Annotated in this window: 17 protein-coding genes and 1 tRNA gene; 10 read left to right on the plus strand and 8 right to left on the minus strand. The window is 63.1% G+C overall.

Annotated elements, in window-relative coordinates:
* The first annotated feature begins 50 nt into the window (after positions 1-50).
* The 3 genes from U2H20_RS05790 to U2H20_RS05800 all read left to right on the plus strand — a co-directional run bounded on the left by U2H20_RS05790 (position 51) and on the right by U2H20_RS05800 (position 3425).
* Complete coding sequence (locus U2H20_RS05790; RefSeq protein ID WP_430593537.1) at positions 51-869, plus strand: aldo/keto reductase; 819 nt, start codon at positions 51-53, stop codon at positions 867-869.
* Position 870: 1 nt separating this feature from the next.
* Positions 871-1896, plus strand: a complete 1026-nt coding sequence (locus tag U2H20_RS05795; protein ID WP_430593538.1) for a TetR/AcrR family transcriptional regulator — start codon at positions 871-873, stop codon at positions 1894-1896.
* Positions 1897-1988: 92 nt separating this feature from the next.
* A complete protein-coding gene (locus U2H20_RS05800; protein WP_430593539.1) occupies positions 1989-3425 on the plus strand; it encodes a phosphotransferase in 1437 nt (478 codons plus the stop codon).
* Positions 3426-3672: 247 nt separating this feature from the next.
* On the opposite strand, the gene U2H20_RS05805 is transcribed toward U2H20_RS05800, so the two are convergent.
* The 3 genes from U2H20_RS05805 to U2H20_RS05815 form a co-directional block, all read right to left on the minus strand.
* Complete coding sequence (locus U2H20_RS05805; protein ID WP_430593540.1) at positions 3673-4014, minus strand: histone-like nucleoid-structuring protein Lsr2; 342 nt, start codon at positions 4012-4014, stop codon at positions 3673-3675.
* 143 nt (positions 4015-4157) lie between these two features.
* Positions 4158-4424: a glutaredoxin family protein gene (locus U2H20_RS05810; RefSeq protein ID WP_430593541.1), complete on the minus strand. Its 267-nt coding sequence runs from the start codon at positions 4422-4424 to the stop codon at positions 4158-4160.
* A 58-nt stretch (positions 4425-4482) separates the two neighbouring features.
* Positions 4483-4872 (minus strand): winged helix-turn-helix transcriptional regulator, encoded by a 390-nt coding sequence (locus tag U2H20_RS05815; RefSeq protein WP_430593542.1) that lies wholly within the window; start codon positions 4870-4872, stop codon positions 4483-4485.
* Between the two features lie 148 nt (positions 4873-5020).
* Here U2H20_RS05815 and U2H20_RS05820 point away from each other — a divergent pair, with 148 nt between their 5' ends.
* From U2H20_RS05820 to U2H20_RS05830, 3 genes are all read left to right on the plus strand, one after another.
* The gene (locus tag U2H20_RS05820; protein ID WP_430593543.1) at positions 5021-5665 is read left to right on the plus strand and encodes an NAD(P)-dependent oxidoreductase; all 645 of its coding nucleotides are present in this window, start codon (positions 5021-5023) and stop codon (positions 5663-5665) included.
* Between the two features lie 134 nt (positions 5666-5799).
* Entirely contained in the window at positions 5800-6462 is a 663-nt protein-coding gene (locus U2H20_RS05825) for a mismatch-specific DNA-glycosylase (protein ID WP_430593607.1), read from the plus strand.
* Positions 6463-6482: 20 nt separating this feature from the next.
* On the plus strand, positions 6483-6929 hold the full coding sequence (locus tag U2H20_RS05830) for a GNAT family N-acetyltransferase (RefSeq protein WP_430593544.1): 447 nt from the start codon (positions 6483-6485) through the stop codon (positions 6927-6929).
* Positions 6930-6980: 51 nt separating this feature from the next.
* On the opposite strand, the gene U2H20_RS05835 is transcribed toward U2H20_RS05830, so the two are convergent.
* Complete coding sequence (locus tag U2H20_RS05835) at positions 6981-7928, minus strand: SDR family oxidoreductase (RefSeq protein WP_430593545.1); 948 nt, start codon at positions 7926-7928, stop codon at positions 6981-6983.
* A 218-nt stretch (positions 7929-8146) separates the two neighbouring features.
* Between U2H20_RS05835 and U2H20_RS05840 the strand changes: the two genes are divergently transcribed.
* Positions 8147-8980, plus strand: coding sequence for a helix-turn-helix transcriptional regulator (locus U2H20_RS05840; protein WP_430593546.1), 834 nt, complete (start codon positions 8147-8149; stop codon positions 8978-8980).
* Between the two features lie 55 nt (positions 8981-9035).
* Here U2H20_RS05840 and U2H20_RS05845 read toward each other — a convergent pair.
* From U2H20_RS05845 to U2H20_RS05860, 4 genes are all read right to left on the minus strand, one after another.
* A tRNA-Ala gene (locus U2H20_RS05845) sits at positions 9036-9111 on the minus strand.
* Between the two features lie 108 nt (positions 9112-9219).
* Positions 9220-9471: a toxin-antitoxin system YwqK family antitoxin gene (locus U2H20_RS05850; RefSeq protein ID WP_430593547.1), complete on the minus strand. Its 252-nt coding sequence runs from the start codon at positions 9469-9471 to the stop codon at positions 9220-9222.
* Positions 9472-9483: 12 nt separating this feature from the next.
* Positions 9484-10536 carry a hypothetical protein gene (locus tag U2H20_RS05855; protein ID WP_430593548.1) on the minus strand — a complete coding sequence of 351 codons (1053 nt, stop codon included), beginning with the start codon at positions 10534-10536 and terminating at the stop codon, positions 9484-9486.
* 288 nt (positions 10537-10824) lie between these two features.
* A complete protein-coding gene (locus U2H20_RS05860; RefSeq protein WP_430593549.1) occupies positions 10825-11466 on the minus strand; it encodes a GNAT family N-acetyltransferase in 642 nt (213 codons plus the stop codon).
* Between the two features lie 61 nt (positions 11467-11527).
* On the opposite strand from U2H20_RS05860, the gene U2H20_RS05865 reads away from it, so the two are divergent.
* The 3 genes from U2H20_RS05865 (at position 11528) to mscL (ending at position 12964) form a co-directional block, all read left to right on the plus strand.
* A complete protein-coding gene (locus U2H20_RS05865) occupies positions 11528-12112 on the plus strand; it encodes a 5-formyltetrahydrofolate cyclo-ligase (RefSeq protein ID WP_430591358.1) in 585 nt (194 codons plus the stop codon).
* A gap of 2 nt (positions 12113-12114) precedes the next feature.
* Entirely contained in the window at positions 12115-12459 is a 345-nt protein-coding gene (locus U2H20_RS05870; protein WP_430591359.1) for an FmdB family zinc ribbon protein, read from the plus strand.
* Between the two features lie 85 nt (positions 12460-12544).
* Positions 12545-12964 (plus strand): large conductance mechanosensitive channel protein MscL, encoded by a 420-nt coding sequence (gene mscL / locus U2H20_RS05875; RefSeq protein ID WP_430591360.1) that lies wholly within the window; start codon positions 12545-12547, stop codon positions 12962-12964.
* Positions 12965-13028: the final 64 nt, after the last annotated feature.

Here is a 13028-nt window from a genome sequence, read left to right on the forward strand (position 1 = left end):
GGCCGAACACCTTGACAGCGGCCCAAGGGCCACCTGGAAGAATAGGAACTATGCAGATTTCATCGCTCCCGCTGCGAAGCGGGGCAACCATTCCCCTGCAAGGCTACGGACTCTACAAAGTGCCGCCGCTCGAAGCGGAGCAGCGCGCGCGAGAAGCGATCGAGGTCGGGTACCCCCTCCTCGACACGGCAGCGTTCTACCGCAACGAGGCCGAGGTGGGTCGTGCGCTCCTCGAGACCGGAGCGCGCGAACACCTGTTCCTGACAACGAAGTTCTGGGGCGAGACGATGACTCGCGACGAGGTCATGCGCGACTTCGAAACCAGCATGGAACGGCTCGAAATCGACGTACTCGATCTGTATCTCATCCACTGGCCGAGGCCAGCGCTCGGCACCTATGTCGAAACCTGGCGCGCGTTCGTCGAATTGCAGCAGGCAGGACGCGTTCGCGACATCGGAGTGAGCAACTTCACCGAGGAGCACATCCAGCGGCTCATCACCGAGACCGGCGTCGTCCCCGCGCTCAACCAGGTCGAGCTGCACCCGTGGCTGCCGCAGCGCGAGCTTCGTGCGTTCCACGAGCAGCACGGCGTTGTCACGCAGGCCTGGAGCCCCCTCGCTCGCGGAAAGATCATGCACGAACCGACCCTCGACGGAATTGCCAAGAAGCACGCGGTCTCGGTCGCACAGGTCGTGCTGCGCTGGCATCTGCAGGAGGGCATTTCGGCGATCCCGAAATCGTCGTCAGTGGCACGAATGCGCGAGAACCTCGAACTGCATTCCTTCTCGCTCGACGGCGACGACATGGCAGCAATCGCAGGACTCGAAAGCGGCGAGCGAACCGGTAGTCACCCTGAAACCGGTGGGTGAGATGACCGAATCGATTTCTGAATCCGCGGTCGACGACGAGCAGGTCGAAGCACCCTCGACCACAGCCGACGCTGATCTCCCGGAGCTGCCGCATGCGGTTGCACTCGCCTGGGGTATTGCCGAACTCCCCCACCGTGGGCGCAAGCGTGAACTCAGCATCGAGCGGATCGTCGAAGCCGCCGTCGAGATCGCCGATGCGGAGGGTCTGCACGCCGTCTCGATGGCGCGAGTCGCGAACGCCCTCGGGTTCACGACCATGTCGCTGTACCGGCACGTCACGAGCAAAGAAGAGCTGCTGCTGCTCATGTTCGACAAGGCCAACGACTTCCCGATCCCAGTGACAGGCGGCACCTGGCGGGAGCAACTGCGCGAGTGGGCCCGCGTCGTCCACGCGGGGTACCGGGCGCACCCATGGATGGCCGATATGCCGCCGGCGCAGACGCCGACGACCCCGAATCGTTTCGCAGTGACCGATGCCGCGCTTCGAGCGATGCGAGAACTGCGCATTCCCGACGAATCGAAGATCGCGATCACTCTGCTGTTGCTCGGTTACGTCGGACTCTTCGGGCTTGCCGGTCGCGAGAGCGCTGTGGACTCGCAAGTGCGTGCGGCGCTCCCCCTGCTGGTGACGCAGGAGCGGTTCCCGGACCTCGCAAAGATCGTTGCAGAGGGAGTGTTCGCCACGACTCCGACCGACAGCGATCGCGAGTTCTTCTTCGGCCTCGCGCGGCTCCTCGACGGAATCGAAGCATGGTCGCAGCGCGCTGAACTCGAGGAAGAACTTGCCGTCGCCCTGCCACCTGCTGTTTTGAAGGACAAACAGGTCAAGGAGGCGAACAAGGTCGTGCGCGAACTCGAAGAGCGGCTGGCGACGGCGGAACGTCGCCAAGCCAAGATCGTCGAGAAAGTCACAGCCCGTGAGCTCGAAGTCGAGCAGCGTCGCGCCGCGAAAATCCAGAAAAAGTCGGCGAAGCGCGCAGAGCGCATCGACGAGCGTGACGCGAAGCGCGAGATCTCCGATTCCTGACTCGGCGCGCTGACCGGACGGCACGATCACCGCGCGGACACAATGTGATGCGCGAACGCGCTCCCGTGCCCGATGATGAAGGTATGGTTTCGATGACGCACTGGGCAACGACCGCCACGGTTCTCGACCCGGTTGTCGCCTGGGTGCGCGCGGCACGGTGGTTTCCGCTCGGTTTGAGCGCAGAACTCACCCTGCTCTCGACGCTCGATCTCGTTCCCGGTTCGAGCGCGATCCTTTTCTTCTCCGCAAAACACGACGACTCTGCGGTGACGCTGCAGGTCCCTGTGACGCTCCTTTCCCGTCGACCCGCTCGAGGAGGAATCAGCCCACACCCCGTCGAGGTGGACGGTGAACTCCGCTGGCTCGTCGACGCATGCGCCGACCCTGCCTCGATGCAGGAGTACGCACGGCTTGCTCACGGAGCCGGGAGGCCCACCGGGAACGACGCAGCGCAGCACCGCGATCTAACGCGCCAAGCCGCGACGAGCGCTGGTTTCACCGCGAATCGGTTCGCAGAGTTCGACCCGGAGTCGAGTGAATGGCTCCTCATCACTGGCGAGCAATCCAATACCTCCGTGATCGCCCGCGACGCCGCGCAGCCGTTCATCATGAAGGTGTTCCGCATCGTCGCCGAAGGCGAGAACCCAGACGTCGTCGTCTCGAGCGCACTGACCACTGCAGGGTGCCCCGCGGTCCCAGCCTGCTACGCAGCGCTCCTCGGCACCTGGCACGCGGACGAGCGGCCGGTGCGGGGACACCTCGCGGTGCTGAGCGAGTTCGTTCCTGGTGCAGAAGATGCCTGGGATCTCTCACTCGCCGATGCACGGCGCGTGCTCTCTGGTGGTCAGCACGGCGATCTCGATGCTGCCGGGCTCGGCGCCGCCGTGGCTGCGGTGCATATGAGCCTCGCCACCGCGCTCGGTTCTGAGACGGCGTCTGCATCGCAGAACGAAGCGCTGCGACAGGTGCTCCTGGGCCGGCTCGAATGGGCTCGTCGAGAAGCCGGGGCGGCGCTGGCTGACTTCGATGCAACGCTCGACCGCCATGCGCGTCGGCTTGCGACCCTGCCACCTCTTGGCACCGTGCAACACATTCACGGTGACCTCCACCTCGGCCAGGTGCTGCGGCAACGTGACGGCGGCTGGAAGATTCTCGATTTCGAAGGCGAACCGCTGCGGCCACTTGCCGAGCGAATGCAACGCGAGTCGCCGCTTCGCGATGTAGTCGGCATCTTGCGCTCGTTCACGTATGCGCAGGGCAAAGTGAGCGTGACCGAAATTGGCGGGAATGAAGACGCGGCACGATTGTGGACCGCACACCAGCACGAAGAGTTTCTCCGCGGATATAGCTCGGCGAGCGGAACGGTCATCGACACGCAATCGCCATGGTTCACAGCCCTGTTACTCGACAAGGCGCTGTACGAACTCGTTTATGAGCTCGCGAATCGTCCATTGTGGGTGGATATTCCCTTGCGCTCGATTCGAGCGGCGCTCGGTGGGCCGACTGCACTGCAACTCGGCGAGCGTTAGTCACGCTAACTCCGCCGAGGATTCGCGGGAGAGATCCCGATGCTCGAATTCAGAGTGTTCGCTATAAACAATCATTCGCGTACTGATCAAATGTGCACAAAGTAAATCAGGACGCGAATTTCACGACGGCGGAGACCTCAGTGTCATCCGCTGCAGAGCACTGAATAACGATTCATCGTGCTTCGGAACCGAACCGCGGGCATAAAACAATCCCGCCGCACTCATGTGCGACGGGATTGCAGAGGGTTTAGTTCGAACGGTTCGAGTAGGCCTCGAGCACCGCCTGAGGAATACGGCCACGGCTTGCAACCGTGTGACCGTTCTTCTCGGCCCACTCGCGGACCGCCTGCAGGTCGTGCGAGCTGCTCGCAACCGCGCGCCGGGTACCAGCCCGCTTGCCGCCTGAGACTTTACGGGCAGCGTCTACGTACGGCTGCAGTGCAGAGTAGAGGCTCGACACGCGCTCATTGGTGAGGTCGATCTCGTATGACTGGCCGCCGACCGCAAACTCAACGGTGCGCCCGTCGCCGTCTTCAATCGTCTCGCCGCCGATGTCGTCAACAAGTTCAATAACAGTCTTTTTTGCCATTCCCCCATATTACACCGGGTTCATGCAAAAGAATTCAGTGAAAATTTAATGAATTTGCAAACACGTTTGCTTCGATGTTTATGTGCGCGTTCACGACGGGCTCCTCGAAGCATCATTCCGCACGGGACTCGCGTTGAACGGTTTTACAGCTTCGCGAGCAACTCCGCGTCACTCGGCTCAATGAGGTGGGTGCCGTCAGGGAAAACGATGACAGGAATATTCATGCGGCCACTGATTGCTTTCGCGAGATCAGCCGCTTCAGGCTGCTGCACCAGGTCGATGTAGTCGTAATCAACACCGTTCTGGTCGAGCACTCGCTTCGAGCGAATGCAGTCGCGGCACCAGTCTGCACCGAACATCTGAATCTTCTCTGGCTTCACTTCGAGCATGACGTCGCCTTTCTCGGGCATGATTTTGGACCGAAACAGTATTTCGCGTCTGTCTGTGAAAACGCGAAGCCAGTCGCGACTATTCCACTGGGGCGGCGACTTTTGCGTCGTAACTCTTTCGGGCATCCAGGACGGCACCGAAGTGTTCGATCGACCAGTCCTGGAGCGCTTGCAGCGGACCGAGGAGCGTCTTGCCGGCGGTCGTGAGTTCGTATTCGACTCGAATCGGGACTTCGGGATACGTTGTTCGACTCACGAGCCCGTCTCGTTCGAGCGCCCGGAGCGTTTGGGTGAGCATTTTCTGCGAGATCCCCTCGATGCGTCGCATGATCGTCGAGAATCGGGCCGGGCCTGCATGCAGCGCACCGACGATCAGGACGGTCCACTTGCCACCGATCTGGTCGAGGATTCGTCGCGAAGGGCAGCCCTCCTGATACGGATTCGGATCGAACGCTACGTCGCCGGCCATTGCTCTCCCTGGTTACTCAAAAGTGCCTACTTACTAAAAGATACTAAATCTCGTATGGTTACCGCTAGAGCGAGTCGCAACCCTGGTTCCGCGGTTGGGTACGACGCTCTGCACACGAAGAATTCAGAACAACAAGGAAAGAGTTGTCATGCGTATTGCAGTCATTGGTGGCACGGGATACACCGGCGAGAACATCGTTCGCGAAGCAGCCTCACGCGGCCACGTCGTCACGAGCTTCAGCCGAAACCTGCCGAGCGCGAGCATCGAGAACGTGAACTACAAAACCGGCGATGCGAGCGACACTGCCGCAGTTGCTGAGGCTGTTGCGGGCGCCGAGGTCATCATCTCGACGCTCTCCCCTCGTGGCGCACTCGCCGAGAGCCTCCGCGCTGTTGATGCGGAGATCGCGCAGCTCGCTGCAAAGTCGGGCGCTCGCCTCCTCGTCGTCGGTGGCTTCAGCTCACTGCGCCCCGCGAACGGCGAACCACGCTTTGCAGAGACCGGCGAGATCCCAGAGGAATACGCCGCTGAAGCTCGCACTATGAACGACATCCTCGGCGACCTGCTGGCAGGCGCGACCGATGGCCTCGAGTGGACCTTCTTCAGCCCAGCGCAGTCGTACGGTTCGTATGCTCCCGGCGAAGCGCTCGGCAAGTATCGCGTCGGCGACGAGATCGCCTTCTTCGACGAAGACGGCAATTCCGCGATCTCCGGCGCCGACTTCGCGCTCGCAATCGTCGACGAGGCCGAAGCCGGTCAGTACAAGAACGCACACATCTCGATCGCGTACTAGCGCTGCGGGGCGATTCCGCCCTCTCCTGCGATCCCTCGGGCCCGCGTGTGGCACGCACCATGTGCTGTCACCGCGGGCCCATTGTCATTCGTGCACTGTGCCAGGAGGCTGGGTTGTCGCCGGTGCACGGAATGATGAAAGGGTCGAGGCAAGCAACACGATCGCGAAGGAGCATTGATGAGCACGAAGCGACGCCCTTCCCCCTCGCCGGAGACAAGCCGAGCAAGTCGGACCTCGCTCGGTTCGCGAGCGACAATCCGGACGCACTCGACGATGTTCTGCCGAGTGACGGGCAGCGTCTGCGACTGCTCATCGTCGGCGTGAATCCCGGGCTCTGGACCGCGGCGGTCAACGCACCCTTCGCGCGGCCGGGCAACCGGTTCTGGCCAGCGCTCCACCGGGCAGGACTCACCGAGTATTTGGTGGATGCCTCCCGCGGGCTTTCCGAGCACGACGAGGCGCATCTCTTTGCTCGCGGCATCGGCATCACGAACCTCGTCGGTCGGGCCACCGTGCGCGCAGACGAGCTCACAACGGCCGAACTGACGGCCGCGGCTGCACATCTTGTCGCAAGACTGGATTCGCTTCGCCCGCAGATGGTCGCAATTGCCGGGATCACCGCGTTCCGGACGGCGTTCGCACAACCCAAGGCGGTGCTCGGCCGGCAGAACACGGCGCTGATCGAGGGCTGGCCCGAGGGCATCGAGCTCTGGGTGGTGCCGCAGCCCAGTGGCCTGAACGCCCACGAGAACATCGACTCGCTCGCGGCAAAGTGGCGTGCCGTGGTTGGCATCTGAGCCGTCGATAGTCTGCATGTATGACGACAATCGCGCAGCTCACCACCGACGACTACGAGGAGTGGCGAACACTCTGGCTTGCTTACCTCGACTTTTACGAGTCGAATCTTGGTGAGGCAACGACGGAGCACACCTTCGCACAATTGCTCGACGCGAACTCGGCCGTCCACGGTGTGCTCGCCAAGAACGATGCTGGAGAAGCAATCGGCCTCGTCCACTGGGTGATCCACCCGGCAACCTGGACGACCACGAACTACTGCTACCTCGAAGACCTGTTCGTTGCGCCGAACGCTCGAAGCGGCGGCGTTGGTGCTGCGCTCATAGAGCACGTCCACGGAGAGGCAAAAGCCGAGGGCTCCGCGAAGGTGTACTGGCTGACCGCCGAGTCGAACGCGACCGCGCGAGCACTCTACGACCGCGTCGCAACGCGATCCGGAATGATCCAGTACCAGATCAAGATCGACTGAGCGCGACCTTCACGCCGCCGAGCCCGCAGGAGCGCCGCGTTCGGATCCGCGCTAGGCGACCGCAGGGAATCGCGCCGCAGTGAGGTCTTCTGAGATCTCCCACAGGCGCTTCGCCTGCTCTTCACTCTGAAACCGCGAGTAGAGCTTCTGCTCGCCCGCCGCACCACCGAGATGTGCTGGGCCACTCGGACCGTAGAACGCGGCACGCTTCGACGTCGGGTGTGTCGCGGCGTAGAGCGCGGGTTCCGCTGCCGACTGCGGGGTTCCGAAGAGAAAGCCGCGGTCGGAGAGACGCTGGATCAATCGTCGCCCCCGGGTCTGGGTGCTGCGACCGAGCTCCGGTCGAGCGGCGAGCAGGTTCGTCGGTGCGATACCCGGGTGCGAGAGGTTGCTCGTGATCCCCCAGTCGTTCGCGAGGCTTCGACGATCGAGTTCGAGTCCGAACAGGCCGACCGCGATCTTCGACTGCTGGTACGCGCTCATGCCGTTGTAGGAGTGCTCCCAGTTGAGATCGTTCCAGTTGATGGCGCCCCGGTTCGCAGCGATGCTCGCCTGCGTCGTGACTCGTGCCTTGCCGGCGCGAAGCAGCGGCAGCAATCGCGCGACGAGGGCGAAGTGACCGAGGTGGTTGGTGCCGAACTGCAACTCGAAGCCATCCGCAGTGGTTTGGCGCTCGGGCGGCGTCATCACGCCCGCATTGTTGATGAGGATGTGGATCGGGTCGCCTTCGGCCTGCAAGGTTTCCGCGAGCGCGGTCACCGAGTCGAGCGAAGAAAGATCCAGGTCGCGGAGCGAAATCGTTGCGCCGGGCGTCTGCTGCCGAACTGCAGCAATTGCCGCCTCACCTTTCGCACGGTTACGAACCGGGAGCACGAGTTCTGCACCCGCGGCGGCAAGGCGGCTCGCGATGACGAGACCCATGCCGTCGCTCGCTCCTGTGACGACGACGCGCTTGCCGGTGAGATTTGGGATGGTGATGGTCGGGACTGTGCGAGGCATGTGCTGGCTCCTTCGTGTGCGGTGATCGTCATCAGCGAGGTTGGCTCCTGTGATGCCGTGATCTCAATGTCGTCGCTGGCCTCGGCGCTATCCAGGGCTTGTCGATCCGAGGGTGCCGGGTCAGACCTTTTGACGGAGGCGTATCGCGAGGGTGGGATTCAGAAGCCGTGGCTGTGAGCGCAAGCGCCCGGTAGAAAGGGTGCAGGCAAGGAGAACAGATGCAGATCGATCGAGCCGGGCTCGCCCAATTCCTCAGGCTTCGCCGCGAAGCCCTGCAACCTGAAGACGTCGGTCTCGGGCGCGGGCAGCGCCGACGCACCGCAGGGCTACGCCGCGAAGAAGTTGCCGCGCTCTGCAACATGTCGGCCGACTATTACGCGCGCATCGAGCAGGAACGTGGCCCGCAGCCCTCGGAGCAGATGGTTGCCGCGATCGCGCAGGGCTTGCACTTGTCGCTCGATGAACGCGACCACCTCTTTCGACTTGCAGGGCACACTCCACCGCCTCGAGGCGGGAGCAGCGAGCACATCAGCCCCGGGCTGCTCCGCATCTTCGATCGGCTGCACGACACCGCGGCTGAAGTGGTGACGGAACTCGGTGAGACGCTCCGCCAGACTCCGCTGAGCGTTGCCTTGACCGGCGACCTCACTGGGTTTACCGGGCCAGAACGCAGCATCGGCTACCGATGGTTCACGAACGAAGCAATGCGCTCGCTCTATGCGCCAGAAGACCACGCGTTCCTCACAAGGATGTGGGTGGCAAACCTCCGCGCCGTCATGACGCTGCGCGGGCCGAGTTCACGGGCAGCCCACCTGGCGACGCTGCTACTCGAGAGCAGCGAAGAGTTCCGGACAGTCTGGGAACAGCACGAGGTCGGCATTCGCCCGCATGAGATCAAGAAGTTCGTGCACCCCGAGGTCGGCGCGCTCGAACTGAACTGCCAGGTGCTCCTCGACCCGAACCAGTCGCACTCGCTGCTCGTGTACACGGCGGTGCCAGGAAGTGAGAGTGCCGAGAAGTTGCAGTTGTTGAGTGTGGTTGGGGCTGTGTGAACGCAGCCGCCGAACATAACAAACGCCCCGTGTAAGGCCGGGGCGATTGCCGCAATGGTGGACCCAGGGAGATTCGAACTCCCGACCTCCTCGATGCGAACGAGGCGCGCTACCAACTGCGCCATGGGCCCGTGTTGCTCAGTCAGCATACAACCGAAATTGCACTGGGTTGCAAGCGTTGTGGAGAGGTTTTCTGACAGCGAACGATCGGCCTGGACGACAGCCGTCAACCTCAGCCGCTACGAGCTTGCGTCGCCCTTATCGGTGACCTTGTAGACCGCGCCCTGTTTGTCGTAGGTGGTCCATTCGCCGACCTGCGCTCCGTGGTCGAACGTGCCCGAGCGCATGATGGTGCCGTCGAGACGGAACCACTCCCAGTAGCCGTGTTCGGTGCCACCCAGGTGCTGCCCGCGAGCCCAGAGGCTGCCGTCGCGGTGGAACTTCTCAAAAGGCACGGGCTCCTGTGCGTCGTCCGCGGAAGCGCCAGCCATGTCGAAAGCCCCTTAGCTCACGCGGCGGCGGAGTGCTGCCGAAACGTCGAGCGCTCCCCCGTTGGCAAGCGCCTCGGCTTCAGCGAGCGAATCAAAAGTGCGCTTCGGTGCAGGCTTCGGAGCTGCAGGTGCCGAAGCAACAGCGGGCGCAGCAACACGCGAAGCAGCAGCCTCAGCAGCAGCGGATGCAACAACCTCAGCCTCCGCAGCCACACCAGCAGCCCGCTCCTCACGAACGATCGGCTGCACAGGTGCGAGCAGCCCCGCCGCAGCATCCGCTTCGTACTTCGCACGCGCGACCGCTGCACGCAGCGCACGAACCGGGTCGTCGCCGGCATCGTCGGTGCGCGAAGCACCGAGCGGCGCTGGCAGTGGGGCTGGTGTCCAGGATCGTTCGACGACCTGTGGTTCTTCAGCAGCCTCGGCAAGCATCGACTGCGAGATCGTCTCGGTGAGCGACTGCGGCTGGCGCACGATCCGGGCGATCTCTTCGGTCTGCTGCACGCCAACGCTTGCGCGAGATGCCCCACGGGAGGTCGCCGCCACGAGGGCGAGACCTGCGAACGAGGAGACGACGCCGAGCGTGCCGAGGATGAGCAGCGGCCAGAGTGTCATCAGGAACACAACCCCGAGCACCCCCGCGGCGATGCTGACGAGCAAAAGAGCGGTGCAGGCGAGACGGGTGCGGCGAAGACGACCGACGCGAGACACCGAGCTCTTTGCAACGCGCTTCGCTTCGGCTTCGAGTGCCTGGATTTCGCGGTCCAGTTCACGTGCTTTGGCAACCGCTTCGGCGCGCTCCTTCGCGCGCTCCAGCTTCTGCTCTTTTTCAACGATTTTCTGGGTGCGCAAGACGTCGCGCGAGGTTGACGACACGTGGACGACCTCCGGGGTATGCGCGGTCTCAGCCATGATGCGCAGCGTCTGCTGCAAGCGCACCGCATTGCGCTCCGTGGCGGCGTATTCGCGGCGCTTCACCCACACCGGCAGGAGGTACGCGAGCCACAGCACGACAATGAGCACGAACACGAGAGTCGTTCCGAGTCCACCCATTCCAAAGCCCATGGCGTCACCGTATGCCGCAACGAGAATAGAGCGCCGGATGCAGGGGGCGTGTTGCGCAGGTTCGTAGTGAAAAACGAGCGTTGCGGAGCACCTGCAGCGTTTCTCCATCGGCAAGACCGTGGTTGCGATCACCGAGACGCCATTCGCCTTCGTCGGCCCGCACGGTCGAGTTTTCAAAGCGCTCTGATTCCAGCGCGCTTCGTCTCTGCGTAACTCCCCTGCACAGCGAACCTGCACAGCGCATCTGGTCAGCGACCCCGGCCAGCGACCCTGCGCAGCGACGGTGTCTTAGGGCCGCCCGCCTATCTCGACCGGGTAGACCGAGCGATCAAAGACCGGCACCTGACCGCGCTTCCAACGCTGCAAGAGTCGCTCGTGCAGTTCCTCGCGCACGAGCGCGAAGCAGAGGTGGTCTCGCCAGTCGCCGTCGATGTGAATGTAGCGCCGGCGCAGCCCCTCGAATCTGAAGCCGAGCTTCTCGACCACGCGAAGCGACGCCAGGTTCTCGGGCCGAATGCACACCTCCATGCGGTGCAGTCCCATCTCGAACAGGCAGTAGTCGGTCACGAGCGCAACTGCAGTCGGTGTGATGTTGTGACCGGCATACCGCCGCCCCACCCAATAGCCGATGCTCGCGCTGGAGAGGGCGCCGGAGGTGATCCCCGAGACGTTGACCTGGCCAGCGAACTCACCCTCGTACTCGACGGAGAACGGCAGGCCGTCGCCGTTGCGCGCCTGCTCGATGAGGTTGCGGATCGTGGCCTTCGTATCGAAGGCCTTCGTGGCACCGTAGCCGGGCAGCGTGGCCTCCCATTTCGAAAGCCAATCGCGGTTCGCCATGAGGGTTTCATCGAGCACGCGTGCATCACGAGAACGGATCGGTCGGACCGTCACTGGGCCGTCGGTCAACGTCGGGAGGGTATACGCCACAGGGAGAGCCTATTGCGCAGAGCACCGAGAGATCGTGAAGATCGCCGCGTAGACTGGCGGAATGACGAGCGAGATGCAGGATCGCAAACGAGAACTGCGCGCAGAGCTGCGAGCCGGGCGAGCGGCCCGAACGCCGGAAGAACGAGCAACGGCAGCCCGCGCCCTCACCGCCAACTTGATTGCCGTGACGCAGCGGTTCGAGGCGAAGTCTGTGGCGGCCTACTTCTCCACTGAAGAAGAGCCAGACATGATGCCCTTCTTGCAGTGGGCTCGCGACAACGACGTCGCGGTGATTCTTCCGATCGTTCGCGAAGACGGGCTCCTCGATTGGGCGGAGCACCGTGGCCCCGTCGCCAGCGGGATCCTCGGAATTCTCGAGCCGGACGGCGACCCGCTCCCGCCAAATGCGCTCGGCGAAGTCGACCTCATTCTCGTGCCAGCCGCCGCGGTTGATCGCGAAGGAACCCGCCTCGGTTGGGGCCGCGGATTCTTTGACAAAACCTTGGGTAGCATGGAACAATCCCCGCTCGTGTACGCGGTCGTCTTCGCAGACGAGTTGCGAGACGAAATTCCCGCTGAAGAGCACGACCAGGCAGTTGATGGCGTCGTTTCAGACGAGGGAATCACCGATATTCCAAGGAGTTAACTGTGCCAACGTACCGCTACGCCTGCACCGAGTGCGGGCATGGTTTCGAGCAGCACCAGTCCTTCACCGAAGACTCCCTCACGGTCTGCCCAGAGTGCGGCGGACTGCTTCGGAAGAAGTACGACAGCATCGGCGTCACCTTCAACGGCACCGGCTTCTACCGCACCGACTCGCGTGCGGCAGCGAGCTCGAGTTCCCCGTCGACCTCCAAGAAGTCTGACTCGGGCTCCTCATCGAAGCCCGCGACGACCACGTCGAGCAACTCCGGTTCGAACAGCTCCGGCTCCTCTTCAGGATCAGGTTCTTCCTCGGGCTCGAAGTCTTCGAGTTCTGCGGGCTCGAAGTAGTCGTCCGCGTTCATCTCAGCCGCAGGCGGGAATCCAGCCTGTACTCTCGGTGTCGAACGTCCTGATTTCGAATACTTGGAGCACCATGAGCGGTTTTAAAGCATTTCTGTTGCGCGGCAACGTCATTGAACTGGCGGTTGCCGTCGTGATCGGTGGCGCGTTCACCGCAATCGTGACTGCCGTCGTCAACGGCATCATCAACCCGGTGATCGCGGCCCTGTTTGACGCTGAGGCGATCAACGAGGCCGGCGTTCAGATCATGAACGGACCGGTCATCGCATATGGCCTCGTGATCGGCGCGGTCATCCAGTTCCTGCTGACTGCCGCGGTGGTCTACTTCGGACTGGTCCTGCCGATGAAGATGGTGATTGATCGCCAGAACGCGAAGCACGGACTCACCAAGGAAGAAGCAGCGGAAACCGACGTCGACATTTTGCACGACATCCGCGACCTGCTGCGCCAGCAGAACGGTCAGACCGACACGACCACCGCGCCGAAGGTCTAGGCCGGGCACCGCGGCCCGAGACCGAGCGGTCGCCGACCGGACAGGCTCAGACCGGACAGGCTCC

This window comes from Humidisolicoccus flavus (assembly GCF_045689595.1).
GTDB classification, from domain to species: domain Bacteria; phylum Actinomycetota; class Actinomycetes; order Actinomycetales; family Microbacteriaceae; genus Humidisolicoccus; species Humidisolicoccus flavus.

Coding starts and splice junctions, on each gene's coding strand:
- U2H20_RS05790 (WP_430593537.1), top strand. CDS start 51: ATGCAGATTTCATCGCTCCCGCTGCGAAGCGGGGCAACCATTCCCCTG.
- U2H20_RS05795 (WP_430593538.1), top strand. CDS start 871: ATGACCGAATCGATTTCTGAATCCGCGGTCGACGACGAGCAGGTCGAA.
- U2H20_RS05800 (WP_430593539.1), top strand. CDS start 1,989: ATGACGCACTGGGCAACGACCGCCACGGTTCTCGACCCGGTTGTCGCC.
- U2H20_RS05805 (WP_430593540.1), bottom strand. CDS start 4,014: ATGGCAAAAAAGACTGTTATTGAACTTGTTGACGACATCGGCGGCGAG.
- U2H20_RS05810 (WP_430593541.1), bottom strand. CDS start 4,424: ATGCCCGAGAAAGGCGACGTCATGCTCGAAGTGAAGCCAGAGAAGATT.
- U2H20_RS05815 (WP_430593542.1), bottom strand. CDS start 4,872: ATGGCCGGCGACGTAGCGTTCGATCCGAATCCGTATCAGGAGGGCTGC.
- U2H20_RS05820 (WP_430593543.1), top strand. CDS start 5,021: ATGCGTATTGCAGTCATTGGTGGCACGGGATACACCGGCGAGAACATC.
- U2H20_RS05825 (WP_430593607.1), top strand. CDS start 5,800: ATGAAAGGGTCGAGGCAAGCAACACGATCGCGAAGGAGCATTGATGAG.
- U2H20_RS05830 (WP_430593544.1), top strand. CDS start 6,483: ATGACGACAATCGCGCAGCTCACCACCGACGACTACGAGGAGTGGCGA.
- U2H20_RS05835 (WP_430593545.1), bottom strand. CDS start 7,928: ATGCCTCGCACAGTCCCGACCATCACCATCCCAAATCTCACCGGCAAG.
- U2H20_RS05840 (WP_430593546.1), top strand. CDS start 8,147: ATGCAGATCGATCGAGCCGGGCTCGCCCAATTCCTCAGGCTTCGCCGC.
- U2H20_RS05850 (WP_430593547.1), bottom strand. CDS start 9,471: ATGGCTGGCGCTTCCGCGGACGACGCACAGGAGCCCGTGCCTTTTGAG.
- U2H20_RS05855 (WP_430593548.1), bottom strand. CDS start 10,536: ATGGGCTTTGGAATGGGTGGACTCGGAACGACTCTCGTGTTCGTGCTC.
- U2H20_RS05865 (WP_430591358.1), top strand. CDS start 11,528: ATGACGAGCGAGATGCAGGATCGCAAACGAGAACTGCGCGCAGAGCTG.
- mscL (WP_430591360.1), top strand. CDS start 12,545: ATGAGCGGTTTTAAAGCATTTCTGTTGCGCGGCAACGTCATTGAACTG.